General features: G+C 61.7%; 14 protein-coding genes and 1 tRNA gene. 11 read left to right on the top strand and 4 right to left on the bottom strand.

Annotation, left to right across the window (positions count from 1 at the left end):
* Positions 1-46 precede the first annotated feature (46 nt).
* From C7I56_RS00900 to C7I56_RS00885, 4 genes are all read left to right on the top strand, one after another.
* Positions 47-1,405 carry a S41 family peptidase gene (locus C7I56_RS00900; RefSeq protein WP_106638678.1) on the top strand — a complete coding sequence of 453 codons (1,359 nt, stop codon included), beginning with the start codon at positions 47-49 and terminating at the stop codon, positions 1,403-1,405.
* A 114-nt stretch (positions 1,406-1,519) separates the two neighbouring features.
* The gene (locus C7I56_RS00895; protein WP_106639558.1) at positions 1,520-2,011 is read left to right on the top strand and encodes a disulfide bond formation protein B; all 492 of its coding nucleotides are present in this window, start codon (positions 1,520-1,522) and stop codon (positions 2,009-2,011) included.
* Positions 2,008-2,565: a demethoxyubiquinone hydroxylase family protein gene (locus C7I56_RS00890; RefSeq protein ID WP_106639557.1), complete on the top strand. Its 558-nt coding sequence runs from the start codon at positions 2,008-2,010 to the stop codon at positions 2,563-2,565. The genes C7I56_RS00895 and C7I56_RS00890 overlap by 4 nt, the downstream gene beginning before the upstream one ends.
* A gap of 4 nt (positions 2,566-2,569) precedes the next feature.
* Positions 2,570-3,073, top strand: coding sequence for a hypothetical protein (locus C7I56_RS00885; protein WP_106638677.1), 504 nt, complete (start codon positions 2,570-2,572; stop codon positions 3,071-3,073).
* 113 nt (positions 3,074-3,186) lie between these two features.
* Here the strand turns inward: C7I56_RS00885 and C7I56_RS00880 are convergent, their stop codons facing one another.
* On the bottom strand, positions 3,187-4,950 hold the full coding sequence (locus C7I56_RS00880; RefSeq protein WP_106638676.1) for a DUF885 domain-containing protein: 1,764 nt from the start codon (positions 4,948-4,950) through the stop codon (positions 3,187-3,189).
* A gap of 117 nt (positions 4,951-5,067) precedes the next feature.
* Between C7I56_RS00880 and C7I56_RS00875 the strand changes: the two genes are divergently transcribed.
* The 5 genes from C7I56_RS00875 to C7I56_RS00855 all read left to right on the top strand — a co-directional run bounded on the left by C7I56_RS00875 (position 5,068) and on the right by C7I56_RS00855 (position 10,127).
* Positions 5,068-6,312 carry a putative DNA modification/repair radical SAM protein gene (locus tag C7I56_RS00875; protein ID WP_106638675.1) on the top strand — a complete coding sequence of 415 codons (1,245 nt, stop codon included), beginning with the start codon at positions 5,068-5,070 and terminating at the stop codon, positions 6,310-6,312.
* A gap of 62 nt (positions 6,313-6,374) precedes the next feature.
* Positions 6,375-7,238: a hypothetical protein gene (locus C7I56_RS00870; protein WP_158702943.1), complete on the top strand. Its 864-nt coding sequence runs from the start codon at positions 6,375-6,377 to the stop codon at positions 7,236-7,238.
* Between the two features lie 57 nt (positions 7,239-7,295).
* Positions 7,296-8,744, top strand: coding sequence for a UdgX family uracil-DNA binding protein (locus tag C7I56_RS00865; protein WP_106638673.1), 1,449 nt, complete (start codon positions 7,296-7,298; stop codon positions 8,742-8,744).
* Positions 8,745-8,832: 88 nt separating this feature from the next.
* Positions 8,833-9,351 (top strand): hypothetical protein, encoded by a 519-nt coding sequence (locus C7I56_RS00860; protein WP_106638672.1) that lies wholly within the window; start codon positions 8,833-8,835, stop codon positions 9,349-9,351.
* A complete protein-coding gene (locus C7I56_RS00855; protein WP_158702942.1) occupies positions 9,348-10,127 on the top strand; it encodes a DUF1828 domain-containing protein in 780 nt (259 codons plus the stop codon). Before C7I56_RS00860 ends, C7I56_RS00855 begins: the two co-directional genes overlap by 4 nt.
* A 139-nt stretch (positions 10,128-10,266) precedes the next feature.
* On the opposite strand, the gene C7I56_RS00850 is transcribed toward C7I56_RS00855, so the two are convergent.
* From C7I56_RS00850 to C7I56_RS12210, 3 genes are all read right to left on the bottom strand, one after another.
* Positions 10,267-11,226, bottom strand: a complete 960-nt coding sequence (locus tag C7I56_RS00850; RefSeq protein WP_106638670.1) for an IS1595 family transposase — start codon at positions 11,224-11,226, stop codon at positions 10,267-10,269.
* 129 nt (positions 11,227-11,355) lie between these two features.
* Entirely contained in the window at positions 11,356-12,348 is a 993-nt protein-coding gene (locus C7I56_RS00845; RefSeq protein ID WP_106638669.1) for an NADP-dependent oxidoreductase, read from the bottom strand.
* Between the two features lie 199 nt (positions 12,349-12,547).
* Positions 12,548-13,645 carry a DUF2171 domain-containing protein gene (locus C7I56_RS12210; RefSeq protein WP_245409547.1) on the bottom strand — a complete coding sequence of 366 codons (1,098 nt, stop codon included), beginning with the start codon at positions 13,643-13,645 and terminating at the stop codon, positions 12,548-12,550.
* Between the two features lie 23 nt (positions 13,646-13,668).
* On the opposite strand from C7I56_RS12210, the gene C7I56_RS12685 reads away from it, so the two are divergent.
* Both C7I56_RS12685 and C7I56_RS00830 read left to right on the top strand, forming a co-directional pair.
* Positions 13,669-13,803, top strand: coding sequence for a hypothetical protein (locus C7I56_RS12685; protein WP_280951938.1), 135 nt, complete (start codon positions 13,669-13,671; stop codon positions 13,801-13,803).
* 68 nt (positions 13,804-13,871) lie between these two features.
* Positions 13,872-13,947 (top strand) — tRNA-Ala (locus C7I56_RS00830).
* Positions 13,948-14,121 lie beyond the last annotated feature (174 nt).

Raw genomic sequence — 14,121 nt, 5'->3', positions numbered from 1 at the left:
AAAAAGACTGTAGCATCGCGCCAGATGCGTGAAGGACTCTATTGATATGGCCAGCAACCTCATCCGATCGATCGGCCTTGTCAGCGCCGTCGCGCTCATTCCCGCCGCAACGGCCGGGATCGCCGCCGTCGACAGCGCGACCTATAAGGAGCTCGAGCAGTTCATGCTCGTCTTCAACCAGGTCCGCTCCGAATATGTCGAAAAGGTGGATGACAAGACGCTGGTGCGCGGCGCGATCGACGGGATGCTGGCGAGCCTCGATCCGCATTCTGGCTATCTCGACGAGCGCGACTTCGATCGCCTGATCACCTCGACCGACGGGGAATATGGCGGCCTTGGCCTTACCGTTGGCATGGAAGATGGTGCCGTGCGCGTCGTCGCCGCAACGGAAGACACGCCCGCGGACAAGGCCGGGATCAAGGCTGGCGACTATCTGACCCATATCGACGGCAAACTCATCTATGGCGGCACGCTCGATGAGGCGGTCGATCAGATGCGCGGCGCTCCCGGCACCGACGTCACCGTACGCGTCGTCCGGTCCGGCCGCGACAAGCCGTTCGATGTGAAGATCACGCGCGCGATGATCGAGATCAAGGCGGTGAAGTGGGAAGTGAAGGACGGCGTCGGCATCCTCAACGTCAACGCCTTCAACCGCACGACGACCCCGCTCGCCGCCCAGGCTATTGCCGAGATGGAAAAGCAGCCAGGCGGACCGCCCTTGGGCTATATCCTCGACCTGCGATCCAATCCGGGCGGGCTGGTCGACGAAGCGGTCGGACTTTCGGACGTCTTCCTGGAAGGCGGCGAAGTCGTGTCCTCACGCGGGCGCCGGGCGGGCGATGTCGAACGTTATTATGCCAAAGCGGGCGATCTCGCCAAGGGCCGCCCGGTGATCGTGCTCATCGATTCGGGGAGCGCTTCGGCGTCCGAAATCGTTGCCGGCGCGCTGCAGGATTACAAGCGCGCGATCGTGATGGGCGAGCGCAGCTTCGGCAAGGGGTCGGTTCAGACCTTGCTGCCTTTGTCCCGCACGACGGGCCTGCGCCTCACCACTGCACGCTATTATCTGCCGAAGGGCCGTTCGGTGCAGGAAGGCGGCATCGCGCCGGACATCGCCGTGCCGCAGCTTTCCGATCCCGATTACAAGGATCGCCCGCGCATCCGTGAGGCGGATCTGCGCCGCCACCTCGTCAACGAAGCCAAGGTCGAGGATGACGTGATCCAGGACGACGGCAAGCCCGATCCGCGCTTCACCGCGACGGCGGAGGAATTGGAGAAAAAGGGGATCAAGGATTTCCAGCTTCACTATGCGCTGAATACGATTTCGCGCCTCGGCTCCTTCCAGCAGGCGAAGGCCGATGCTCCGAAGAAGGTTGCTGGTGCAAAGAAGTCGGGCGGGCGTTGATCTAAGCCATCATTCCAGCGAAAGCTGGAATCCAGACGATGTTCGAGACAGAGCGCATGGACTCCAGCTTTCACTGGAGTGACGGAGGGAGCTGGAGTGACGGAGGGGAGACGTTTGACCAATCTCGATAAGGCACGCTGGCTGTCGCTGCTGATCCCCGTCTCGCTCCTTGCGGGCGCCTATGGCTCGGAAATGATCGGTGGACTCCATCCGTGCGAAATGTGCTGGTGGCAGCGCTATCCGCATTTCGCCGCCATACCGCTTGCGCTGATCGCCTTCCTGCTCGCACGCGGGCCGGACAAGGGGCGCAGCTTCGTGTGGCTCGCCGCCCTTACCATTGCGCTGAGCGGCGCGATCGGCGTCTATCATGCGGGCGTCGAATGGGGCTTCTTCGAAGGCATCACAACCTGTTCGGCTGGCGGGACCGCCGGCGCGTCCAATGCCGATATCCTCGCGGATATTATGGCGACCCCGCTCGTTCGTTGCGATGAAGTGCAATGGACGTTCCTCGGCCTGTCGCTCGCCGGTTGGAACGCTCTTATCTCCCTTGGAGCGGCGGGATTGATCCTATGGCTCAGCCTCAGGCGACCGATGGCGCTGGCATGACGGGCGAAACGCTTACAACGCGCGGCTGGCGTCCCGGCGACCGGCGGGCGGACGTGCCATCCATGCTACGTGTCGATCAGGCGGGCGAATATGGCGCGACCCGCATCTATGCCGGGCAGCTTGCCGTGCTTGGCGACCGCCACCCCGCCGCGCGCCTCATCGCAGGCATGGCGCTGCAGGAAGATCGCCACCTCAAGCATTTCGACGCGATGCTGGCGGAACGCGGCGTGCGCCCCACCCTCCTCCAGCCATTCTGGAACGTCGCTGGCTTCGCATTGGGCGCTGCCACCGCCTTGATCGGCCCGAACGCCGCCATGGCCTGCACCGCTGCCGTCGAAACCGAAATCGACAAACATTATGCCGAGCAACTGGACGCGCTCGGCAGCGACGAGCCCGAGCTTGCCGAAACCATCCGCGAATTCCAGGCCGAAGAGCTTGAACATCGCGACACCGCGATCGCGGCGGGCGCCGAAAATGCCGTCGCTTATCCCGTCCTGACCGCCTTCATCCGCGCCGGCTGCCGCGCCGCGATCGCGCTTTCCAAGAGGATTTGATCCCATGCTGAAATATATGCTGACCGCCGCCGCCATTCTTGCCGCGCCCGCCGCCGCGCAACAGGCTGCGGCACCCGCCGTCGGGCCCGCTGATATCAAGATCAACCAGCTTTACATTTATGGCGAGGATACGTGCCCGGCGAGTACGGAAACGGAAATCAACGTCTGCGCCAAGCTGCCGGAAGAAGACCGCTACCGCATCCCGCAGAACCTTCGCGAGGAAGGCGATCAGCGCAACAATGCCTGGTCCAATCGCGTGGAAGAGCTGTCCTATGTCGGCCGCACCGGCGCGGGCAGCTGCTCGCCCACCGGACCCGGCGGCTGGACAGGGTGCTTCGGGCAGTTGCTCAACCAGGCTCGACTGGAACGCCAAAATCGCGACGACGTGAACTGGAACCGCCTGATTGAAGAAGCGCGCCAGGAACGCCTCGGCCGCATCGATGCCGACGCCGCCGCTGTCGAGGCGGAAATCCGCGAGCGCGAAGAGGACAACGCGCAGCCGCGTTAAAACTCATTCCCCTCCCCCTTGATGGGGGAGGTTGGGTGGGGGGTGATCTACGACGCAGGGCGCCGCCTTTTCCGGAAGCATCACCCTCACCCATCGAGGGGATAGGCCTCTAGTTACGACACCGGTCCGCTCACGCCGCTATAGGCTGCGATCCAACGATCGATTTCGGCTTCCAGCACCGAGAGTGGCACCGAACCGTTGGCCAGCACTGCGTCGTGGAAGCGCTTCAGGTCGAACTGGGCGCCGAGCACCCTTTCCGCCCTCGCCCGCAATTCGCGGATCTTGAGCTCGCCCACTTTGTAGCCAAGCGCCTGGCCCGGCCAACTGATGTAGCGATTAACCTCCGCATCGATATTAGCCTCGGTCAGCGCCGTATTGTCCTTCATGAAGGCGACGGCCTTGGCCTTGTCCCAGCCCTTGGCATGGATGCCGGTGTCGACGACGAGCCGCGCGGCGCGCCAGGCCTGGTAGGAGAGCTGGCCCATTTTCTTGGCGGGCGTATCGTAAAGGCCCATCTCCTCGCCCAGGCTTTCCGCATACAGACCCCAGCCTTCGGTGAAGGCGGTGAATTGCGTGAAGTTGCGGCGGAACGGCGCCAGCTCCATTTCCTGCTGCAGCGCAATCTGATGGTGATGGCCCGGCACGCTTTCGTGCGCGGTCAGCGCGGGCAGCTCCCAGAACGGGCGCTGATCGAGCTTTGACGTATTCACATAATAAGTGCCGGCAAGGCCGCTTTCCGGCGATCCCTGACCGTAAAAGGCCGTGGTCGTCCCTTCCGCGATTTCGGCCGGAATGGGGCGGATGCCGTAAGGCAGGCGCGGCAGGCGGCCGAAGAGGGTCGGCATCTTGCCGTCGATCTTCTTGGCTTCCGCCGCGGCCTTTTCCAGCAATTCTTCGGGCGTTTTCGCATAATAAGCGGGATTGGTGCGCAGGTCCGCGATAAAGGCTTCGCGGCTCGCAAAGCCCGCCTCCTTCGCGACCTTTTCCATCTCGGCCCGGATGCGCGCGGATTCCTTGAGGCCGATGTCGTGGATCTGCTCCGGCGTCAGGTCGGTCGTCGTTTCCGCACGGACCCGGAAGGCGTAATAATCCTTGCCGCCTTTCTGCGCCGACACGCTATCGGCCTTCGCGCATTTCGGCAGATATTGGGTGCGGTAGAAATCGAGATGCTTGGCATAAGCCGGGTTCACGACATCCGTGATCGCCGCCCGGCCCCGCGCCTGCAGCGCCGCCCAATCGCTTTCAGAAATGGCGGACGGACGAGTGCGCGCGAACGGGCCGTAGAAGCGCGATTTCGTCACATCCTGCGCGATGACGCCCGCGATCGTCCGCTCATAATTGCCGAGTACCGAGCAGGGGAGAACATAGCCGCCCTTCACCGCCTGCGCGGTGACGGCAAGCGCCTGATCGTTGAGTTTGGGATAAAGGCCGAGGCGGGTCAGGTAGCTTTCATAATCCGCCCTCGTCTGGAACGGCAGATCGTCGGCGAGGCTCGCAAAACCCTGATGCCAGCCATAATAAGTGGTGAAGAGCATGGTACGCTGCGGATAACGATTGGCCTCCACCGTTTCGCCCAGCATCCGCGTCAGGATCGCGTGATTGGTCCGGTCCGTATCGGTGAGCTGGTCGGCGGGAATCGCTTGCAACCGCTTCAAGAAGGCCGCCGCCTCCGACGCATACCGATCCTGCGCGGCGAGGCTGTAATCCTGTACCTTGTCGTCATAATCCCGAACGCCGAGCGTGGTCGCATAAGTGGGCGCGTTGCGCAGCAGCCAGGCATAATGATCGTCGAGCAGCTTCGCGAAATCGTCGGACGGCGCGGCGGCGAGCGGTGAGGTGGAAGCAAGGGCAGCGGCAAAAGCGAGAGTGAAGCGCATCGCGGTCTCCTGATCGGTTTGGCGCGCACCCTAGTCGAGCCGCGCGTTCAGGCAAGCTATCGCCGATCGCGCGGGCGGACGCTGGACATTGGTCGCACAGGAACATATATCGAACACATGGCTCAACTCGACACCCGCCAGAAGCTCGCGATCCTTGCGGACGCCGCGAAATATGATGCGAGTTGCGCGTCTTCGGGGACGAAGAAGCGGGACAGCAGCGGCGGCAAGGGGATCGGCTCGACCGAAGGGATGGGCATTTGCCACGCTTATGCGCCGGACGGGCGGTGCATTTCGCTGTTGAAGATCCTGCTTACCAACAGCTGTATTTTCGACTGCCATTATTGCATCAACCGCAAGAGTTCGAATGTGCGCCGCGCGCGGTTCACGGCGCAGGAGGTGGTTCAGCTCACCCTCGCTTTCTACAAGCGCAATTATATCGAGGGGCTGTTCCTGTCCTCCGGCATCATCCGTTCGTCCAATTATACGATGGAGCAGATCGTCGAAGTGGCGCGGAGCCTTCGCGAGGATCATGATTTTCGCGGCTATATCCACCTTAAGACCATTCCCGATGCCGATCCCGAGTTGATCCATAAAGCGGGCCTTTATGCCGATCGCGTATCGATCAATGTCGAGCTTCCGACCGATCAGGGACTTGCCCGCCTGGCGCCGGAAAAGGATGGCGGCCGGATCGAAGGCGCGATGAAGGGCATGAAGGTCGCGATTGAAGACGGGAGAGATGCGAAAGCGCGGTATAAGTCGGCGCCGAGCTTCGCGCCCGCAGGCCAATCCACGCAGATGATCGTGGGCGCGGATGCGGCGGATGATGGGGCGATTATTCAAAGAGCGAGCCGCCTTTATGGCCGGTTCTCCCTGCGGCGCGTTTATTATTCCGCCTTCAGCCCCATTCCCGACGCAAGCGCGGTGCTGCCGCTGCAGCGCCCGCCCCTGATGCGCGAGCATCGCCTGTATCAGTCCGATTGGCTGATGCGCTTTTACAATTTCCGGCCCGATGAGGTGATCGCGGCGACCGACAAATCCGGTATGTTGCCGCTCGACATCGATCCCAAACTCGCTTGGGCGCTCAAATTTCGCGAACATTTTCCCGTCGACGTCAACCGCGCACCCCGGGAAGCATTGCTGCGCGTCCCGGGTCTGGGCGTGAAGGCTGTCGACCGCATCCTGGTTTCGCGGCGCTGGCGACGACTCACGCTCGACGATATCGGCCGTCTGACCCTGTCATTGAAGAAAATCAGGCCCTTCATCGTCGCCGATGGATGGCGGCCCACCAGTTTAGTCGACAAAAACGACCTGCTTCGTAGAATACAGCCCCCCCAGACCCAGCTGGAACTCTTTGCAGCATGATTTTGACTGCTATGTAGCTCAGGGGGGCAGCCGGAGTGCCGGATGCCGAGGGGAGTTTTAAAATGGCTTGTATACGATTGGGCGGCCTTGTGGCCGTGGTTGCCGTGGCGTTGTCCGCGCCGGCGATGGCCGACACTGGCGAGAGGCTGACCGCGCCATCCGCTTTTCCGGTCATCGCTGCCGAGAATGCCTTTGCAAGGCGGCACCAGGAGATTTCCGTAAAGGAGACCTTCCTCGAATATTCCGCGCCGGACGGCATCGCGCTCACCAAAGAGGGCGTCAAAAATATCAAAGAGTTCATTGGGACTTGGCCCGACTCAGCCGACGCGGGCTTCATCAAGTGGTGGCCGACTATGGCGGGTATCGCCCAATCCGGCGACCTTGGCTTTACGACCGGGCCGGCATCATATGGCGGCGACAAAGCCTATAGCGAGTATTTCACTGTCTGGAAAAAACAGCCGGACGGCAATTGGAAGTGGCTGCTGGATCAGGGAACGAAACCGCGCAAGCTAGCCTCCGAAACGACGACCGATGTGTTCACCGTGCCCGTGTCCAAGGTGAAGCGGATGAAGGCGAAAAAAGCCTGGGCAATGCTGCAGGACGAGGACAAGGCTCTGAGCGTGTTGCCGGTGGCCGATGCGAAGGCCGCTGCCCATTATGCGCCGGAAGTGCGCTTGCTTGGCTACCAGGCACCCGCAGTCAACGGCATCGAAGCTGCGCGGACCGTGCTTGCGGGCCGTGCCGCGGACCTCAAGACCGAACATCAGGGCGGCGGCGTTTCGGCGGCGGGCGACCTTGGCTATACCTATGGCACCGCCAATTGGAGCGACGATAAAGGAACGGCAAAGCAAGGTTTTTATCTGCGCGTGTGGCAACGCCGTGAAAATGGCTGGCTCATCCTCGTCGAAAACGTCAGCCCCTTCTAGGGTCCATGTCGGAAAGGCGCTTTTGGAACGCGCCTTTCCTTCGATGCTTGATCCCTCATGCGCGCCGTGACCCTGGCTCATGAAGAGGATTTTGACGGTTGGCGCGATGCGGCCCGCGCGCTTGTGCTGGCCCATGTGCCGCCGGAGGGTGTGACATGGTCGGCCGGGGATAGCCCGGGCGACCTGTTCGGGGAGGAAGCGGTGCTTCCCGCCGATGCGCCCGCTTTTTCCGTGCCGCGCCCGTTCGTCACCCTCGCACGCGCCGCGATCTGCCACCGCGATCCGCAGCGATTCTCCTTGCTCTACACCCTGCTGCTGCGCGTCCGCGCACAGCCGCGCATGCTGGAAGATCAGGCCGATCCGCTCGTCCGCCGGATCGAGGGCATGGCGAAGGAGGTGCGGCGCGACATGCACAAGATGCACGCCTTCGTGCGGTTCCGCGAGGTGGAGGAGCCGGACGGCGGCGCGCGCTACGTCGCCTGGTTCGAGCCCGACAATCATATCGTGCGCACCAATGCCGGCTTCTTCGTCCGGCGCTTCAACACCATGCGCTGGTCGATCCTGACCCCTGAAGTGTCGATCCACTGGGATGGCGAGCGGCTGACCGAAGGGCCGGGCGCGACGCAGGCCGAGGCTCCCGAGGGCGATCCGATCGAGGAGACGTGGAAGACCTATTACGCGTCCATCTTCAATCCGGCGCGGGTGAAGGTCAAAGCCATGACCAAGGAGATGCCGAAGAAATATTGGAAAAACATGCCCGAGACGGCGTTGGTCGGAAAGTTGATCGCAGGCGCCCAGGCACGGGAGGCGGAGATGGTCGAACGATCGCGCACCAAGGTTGCTGCGGAGGTTCGGCAATCGGGACATGATGCGGCGGGGGCGGCAGAGCGCCGCCTACAGCCCGGCGGCAATGCGCTTGCCGCCTGGCAGGCGTTGCTTGAAGAGGCCCGCGGCTGCACGCGCTGCCACCTCCACAAGATCGGCACACAGACCGTGTTCGGCGAAGGGCCGGTCGACGCGCCCTTGATGTTCGTCGGCGAACAGCCGGGCGATCAGGAAGACCTAGCCGGGCGCCCCTTCGTCGGCCCGGCGGGACAGCTTTTCGACAAGGCGCTGGAGGAAGCCGGGATCGACCGCACGCGCGCCTATGTCACCAACGCGGTCAAGCATTTCAAACACGAGATGCGCGGTAAGAGGCGGCTTCACCAAACGCCGCAGACTCCGGAAATCCAGGCGTGCCGCTGGTGGTATGAAAAAGAACGCGAACTGATCCGCCCGCCCATCACCGTCGCCCTTGGCGCGACCGCAGTGCGGCAGGTGTTCGGGCGGGCGATGACCATCTCATCCTTGCGCGGTTCGGCGCATCAGCTCGATGATGGTGGCGAAGCATGGGTCACCGTCCACCCGAGCTTCATCCTGCGCGTCCGCGACAATCGCGAGGCGGAATATGCGAGGTTCGTCGAGGATCTGGCCCGCATCGGCGAACGGGTGAAGGCGCTGGCTTGATGAAAGTCGTCACCCCGGACTTGATCGGGAATGATATACGTGACAAAGTTCCGCTTGACGTTCCTCGTAGCGCGGGTAGGTTGCGCCCTTGGAAATTCGAGCCTTCCTGAAAACGCCAAAAGTACTGACCAAGGCTGGGCAATGGAAATGTGGCGCCCTGGATACCAAGCAAAGGATGTCTAAGACGGCATTCCCTTTGGCGAGGAAGCGCAGCTTTATCCTTGGCAATCAATGGTGGTGGAAGCTGGACCACTACCAGTGCGGGGCCATCTCTGGCCGCATTTTAATCGCGTTCCACTTAGAAAAGGCGAATTACATCGCGTATCTGGCTGTTGAGCGAGGGCCTGAAGAACTGGCTATCGTGGTGTGTCTAGAACACCACTTCGATCACGGAAGCTGGCACTGGCACACCAAATGCGCCGAATTGAGCGACTTTGCGACAGGTGCAACGCGACAGCGTCCGGGGGGAATTCGCATTCCTCCAAAGGGAGGTTACAACCGGGTTAGAGCTTACGAGATGGGACACATTGAGGCCGTAAACCGCGCCTACAAAGCATTCAGGGTAGCGGATGGCGCAGCCTCCGGAGAACAAGGTTTGTTGCTGTGAAAGAACAGCTTTGCCGAGCCTTCTGTGATGAAATCACCGTGCGAGAATTTCCATTCGGGCTGGCGGTTAGCACCGCGTTCGCCTTTCCGGATGGTGATCGCATCGGCTTTTACGTGAAGCGAGAGGGGAATGGGCTGTTCGAGCTTCAGGACAGTGGGCTGGTGTTTCCGAACCTAGAAGCTAGCGGCCTTGACCTCTCAAACAAGAGCCGTGCTGAGGCTTTCGCGGAGCTGCAAGCTGAATACGGGGTGTCGCTCGACGAAGGCGATCGCGAATTCCGCTTAAGCAGCGTCTCCGAAGATGATTTGCCTGCTGCGGCAATGAGGTTCATTTCGTTTATGCTCCGCGTGAGCGACCTGCTGCTACTCTCTGAGGATCGAGTGGCCAGCACCTTCCGATTGGATGTCCAGCGCATGTTGAATGAGCAAATCGGCGGAAGGGCGCTTATAAGTGAAGGCGCGCCGATCTCCGCCGAACTGTCCGACTTTCTACCAGACTTTGTGATCCGACATGATGAGAGCCCGCCAGTAGCGATTTTTCTGGGGACAAGTGATGCTCGCGTGCTCGAAGCTCTTTATGTCCAAATGCGCGCCGAGCACGAAGAGCATTTAGACATCAAAATATTGGCCCTGCTAGAGCGAGAGAAGGCCGTCACTGCAAAGGTTCGTCAGCAGGCCACTAATCGCTTATCTGGCGTCCTCCATTTCAGAGGCGACGAGACTGGGGCAATTGGCCGAGTGGCGAAGCTGGCAGGAGTGTCCCATGCAGTCCACTGAGGAAGACGAAGTGCTCCGCAGGATGCTGAACACGCCGCCTAAGCCGCACAAGCCGCCGAAAGAGTCGGACCTGAAACAGAAGGATCAGCGGAAGTAGCGCTTTCGCTTCTCCCCGATCTCGCGGGGAGGTCCAACCTTCTTAGGCTCCGATGTGGTCAGCCCGCCGATAGGTAAGGCGCTTGCCAGTGATGCCCTTGAGGGCTTGCTCGCAGCGTTCGAAGTCGTTGTCTTTACGCGTGTTGTAGCGGAAGTCGAACTCGACGCAGTAGCGGTGCAGGTGCTTCGGAGACATATGGTAGTAGGTGCCGACCACGCCGCGCTTGAAGATCGAGAAATAGCCCTCGACCGTGTTGGTGTGAGCCGTCCCGCGCACATACTCGCCAGCGCTATGGTTCACGATCTCATGCTTAAAGGCGCGGTGCATGTGGCGATACTGACCCGCATCATCGGTGCAGAGCGTGGTGGCCGCGTCAATCTGCTCGACAAGGATCGGCTTGAGGTTGGCAGCGGTCACGCTCTGAACATGGGTTGAGCGAACCTTGCCGTCACGCTCGACCAGAGAAAAGACGGTTTCCTTGCCCCAGCTACCGCCAAGGCGGCGCGTGGCGCGCTTGCTCTTGTGGCGGTTCTTTTCCTTGCCACCAATGAAGGTTTCGTCCGCTTCAACCGTCTTGCCCTCACCACCTAGCGGCGGTTCGCCTTCCGCAGGGCGCATGCTCTCGCGGATGCGGTGAGACATGAACCACGCGGTCTTCTGAGTCACGCCGAGCATGCGGGCGAGCTGGTGGCCCGACATACCGCGTTTGGACGAGCAAAGCAGGAAGGTTGCCAGCACCCACTTGTGAAGCGGAACCTTGCTGCTTTCAAAGAGGGTGCCGACCGTTACCGTGAACTGCTCGCGGCAATCGTTGCACTGAACCACGCCCTTGCGGAGCGCCCCTTCTGGATGTGCCTTCGTCTTGCGCCCGCGCTGCGGAGGGAGCCGCTTTGCGCTGAATGAACCGCAATGCGGGCAGAACGGGCCATCTGGCCAGCGCAGGGCCTCCAGATGCTCGCGGGCTGCGTCTTCATTCGTGAAACGGGGCGCGGTGATATCCATGCCCTCTACCTACTGGCAGAGGATTGCTTTGTCAAGTATATCAGTCCCGACTTGATCCGGGGTCCATCAGGACGCCTTCGCGATCCCATCGACATGGATGCTGAAACAAGTTCAGCATGACGGAAGGGATTACAGCCGCACCAGCATCTTGCCCATATTGCCGCCGCTGAACAGGTCGAGAAAGGCCTGCGGTGTCGCTTCGATCCCATCGCGCACCGTTTCGCGTGACTTCACCTGGCCGTTCGCGATCCAGCCGCCCATGTCGCGGTAAAAATCCTGGATCTCACCCAGATAATCGGTCCAGATGAAGCCCCGCATCTGGATACGCGCGGCGATCACCCGCATGATGTAGCGGAAGGACTGCGGTTCGCCTTTGTTATAGCTGTCGATCATGCCGCAGATCGCGAAGCGCGCATTTTGCCGCGCACAGGCGAAGGCGGCGTCGAGATGGTCCGAGCCGACATTGTCGAAATACACGTCGATCCCTTTCGGAGCCGCCTCCATCAGCGCCTTCACCACCGGCCCGGCCTTGTAATCGATGACCGCGTCGGCCCCGAGTTCCTTTACAAAGGCGCATTTATCCGCGCCGCCCGCCGATCCGATCACGGTCATGCCCTTCGCTTTGGCGATCTGCACCACCGCCGACCCGACCGCGCCCGCCGCCGCCGACACAAAGACGATATCGCCCTCTTTGGCCTCCGCCACGCGCAGCAGGCCAAAATAAGCCGTGCCGCCGGTGAGGCCGAGATTGCCGAGCCATTGTTCGTCCGCGACGCCCAGTTCGGGAAGCTTGGTGAAAAGCTGGGCCGGCCCCACCGCCTGCTCGCGCCAACCGAGCATATGCTGGACCTTGTCGCCAACCTTCAGCTCCGGCGCATTGGATTCAACGACCGTGCCGACCGCTCCGCCCTGCAACGGCTCCCCAAGCGCGAAGGGCGGCACATAGCTTTTCACATCGTTCATCCGGCCGCGCATATAAGGATCGACGGACAGCCAGCTATTTTCGACCCGCACCATATTCTCCCCCAGCGGCGGGAGGTCGAGATCTTTCAGTTCGAAATTATCCATCGTCGGCATGCCCGATGGGCGGGAGACGAGGTGCCATGCCTTGGTGCCGGTCATCGGAATTCTCCTGTGTTTTGGGGGAGATTAGCTGGGCAAACGTATCGATAAAAGCCCTCCCCCTTGATGGGGAAGGGCTTAGATTGAGGGAGGGCTCACAATGCCTAAAAACAAAAAGCCCGGCCGGTGCTGTTGAAGCGCCGGCCGGGCCCTTGTGTCGCCCCAAGCTCGTGAATTGGGGCGGCCTCAAAGCCTACAACTAGTAAGTGCCGGAAAAGCTCCGGTTCAAAGCACGGGGGCCGTCACTTCCCGAATCTTCGCGTTCGAACAGGGCGCGGCTGCGCTCTTCGTCCTGCCACGCCTTCATGGCATCGCTGGCGCTCTTGTTGATCGTGACCTTGTCCTCGACCGTCTCGATCCAGCTGCACGGGATCGAATGGTGATGGCCACCGGCCGACGCATCGCTTTTGGTCAAAATGATGCGGTCGCCGCGCACCTTGTCCACCGTGCCGACATGCTCGCCATCGGAGCCGAGCACTTCCATATGCTCGGTCACCTTGCCGAGCGAGGAACGCTGACCCTGGCGCTTGGAGCGCCAATTGCCGAATTCCTGTTCGAACTGCGACTGGTGCTCGCGGCGATATTCGTCATAGTCGCGGTCGAGCTCGCCCATCTGGCGGCTCCGCCATTCCGAATAGCTGCGGTCATGATGATCACCGCCCGAGCTGCTGCTCGCGCCATAGATGGCCGCCGAGCGCGCCGAGCTGCGATAGCCGCTGCCCGTATTGCCATACAAGCCGCCGCCAGCACCGTAGGGCGCTGTCATCGGATGCGCGCCATGGGTGCCGGTGCTGCCGACGTCGGCGCGGTCGAAACGGCGTCCGCCAAATTCGCTGCCGCCAAAGCCTGAGCCGCCCCAGGTATCCTGGGCGCTGGAGCCGGAGCTGCGGCCATAACCGCCGGGGCCATCTTCATAATTGCTGGAGCCGCCGCCGCTGGAGCGATAGCCCAATCCGCTGGAGACTTCATTGCCCCAACCGCCGCCAGCGCGCTCGCCGCTCCAGCCGCGCCCTTCATAACCGCCACGGCTCCAGTCGCCGCGATCGTTCGAGCTGCCGGTGGTCCAGCCGCGGTCACGCCCTTCGGCCTCCCAGCGCATACGGTCGCGCTCGCGGCGGCGCTCCGCGTCCTCGTCGCCAAACCAGGAGCGGACTTCATCGCCCGCGCGGTCGAAGAAACCGCGATCGTCATCCTCGCGCCCGTAGCGCCGGTCATAATCGCGGCCATAGCTGCCACGTTCCTGATCCCGACCCTGCCAGCGCCCGCCCGAGCGATTGTCACTGCGGTAATTTGCCATCTCGTCTCTCTCCTTCGTTGATCGTGCGCGCACCAGAACGGGGCGCGGGCGGGCATGACCCGCTCGATGCCATTCAAAACGAAGCGGAAAAGGCGGCGTTCCTGATGAAGAGCCGATCTGTGGTGCAGCGGCGGCGAAACGGATTTGGCAAGGCCTGATCCACCAATTGGCCGATTGCATCGCCGCTTTGGGAGAGTTATTGGAAGCGCCTTCGCGAGAAAAGCGCGGGGCCGTAGCTCAGATGGGAGAGCGCTGCAATCGCACTGCAGAGGTCAGGGGTTCGATTCCCCTCGGCTCCACCAACCTCTAAAATCGTCGATTTCGAAGCGCGGCCTCCGGGGGCGTCGTTTCTGCCTTCTGCGAGTCGCTCCAACCTTCGAGAGCAATCTCAAGTCAAGTCACTGATATCACAGATCAATCACCTTCTCGACGCAACGGTTAAAAAATGCGATAGAAGGTTGGTTTCTTGGGGGTTA

Source organism: Allosphingosinicella vermicomposti (assembly GCF_003012815.1).
Classification (GTDB): domain Bacteria; phylum Pseudomonadota; class Alphaproteobacteria; order Sphingomonadales; family Sphingomonadaceae; genus Allosphingosinicella; species Allosphingosinicella vermicomposti.
The sequence above is the reverse complement of the archived record's forward strand: the minus strand, read 5'-3'. Positions and strand labels throughout refer to the sequence as shown.

Coding starts and splice junctions, on each gene's coding strand:
- C7I56_RS00900 (WP_106638678.1), top strand. CDS start 47: ATGGCCAGCAACCTCATCCGATCGATCGGCCTTGTCAGCGCCGTCGCG.
- C7I56_RS00890 (WP_106639557.1), top strand. CDS start 2,008: ATGACGGGCGAAACGCTTACAACGCGCGGCTGGCGTCCCGGCGACCGG.
- C7I56_RS00865 (WP_106638673.1), top strand. CDS start 7,296: ATGCGCGCCGTGACCCTGGCTCATGAAGAGGATTTTGACGGTTGGCGC.
- C7I56_RS00875 (WP_106638675.1), top strand. CDS start 5,068: ATGGCTCAACTCGACACCCGCCAGAAGCTCGCGATCCTTGCGGACGCC.
- C7I56_RS00885 (WP_106638677.1), top strand. CDS start 2,570: ATGCTGAAATATATGCTGACCGCCGCCGCCATTCTTGCCGCGCCCGCC.
- C7I56_RS00850 (WP_106638670.1), bottom strand. CDS start 11,226: ATGGATATCACCGCGCCCCGTTTCACGAATGAAGACGCAGCCCGCGAG.
- C7I56_RS00880 (WP_106638676.1), bottom strand. CDS start 4,950: ATGCGCTTCACTCTCGCTTTTGCCGCTGCCCTTGCTTCCACCTCACCG.
- C7I56_RS12210 (WP_245409547.1), bottom strand. CDS start 13,645: ATGGCAAATTACCGCAGTGACAATCGCTCGGGCGGGCGCTGGCAGGGT.
- C7I56_RS00845 (WP_106638669.1), bottom strand. CDS start 12,348: ATGACCGGCACCAAGGCATGGCACCTCGTCTCCCGCCCATCGGGCATG.
- C7I56_RS00870 (WP_158702943.1), top strand. CDS start 6,375: ATGGCTTGTATACGATTGGGCGGCCTTGTGGCCGTGGTTGCCGTGGCG.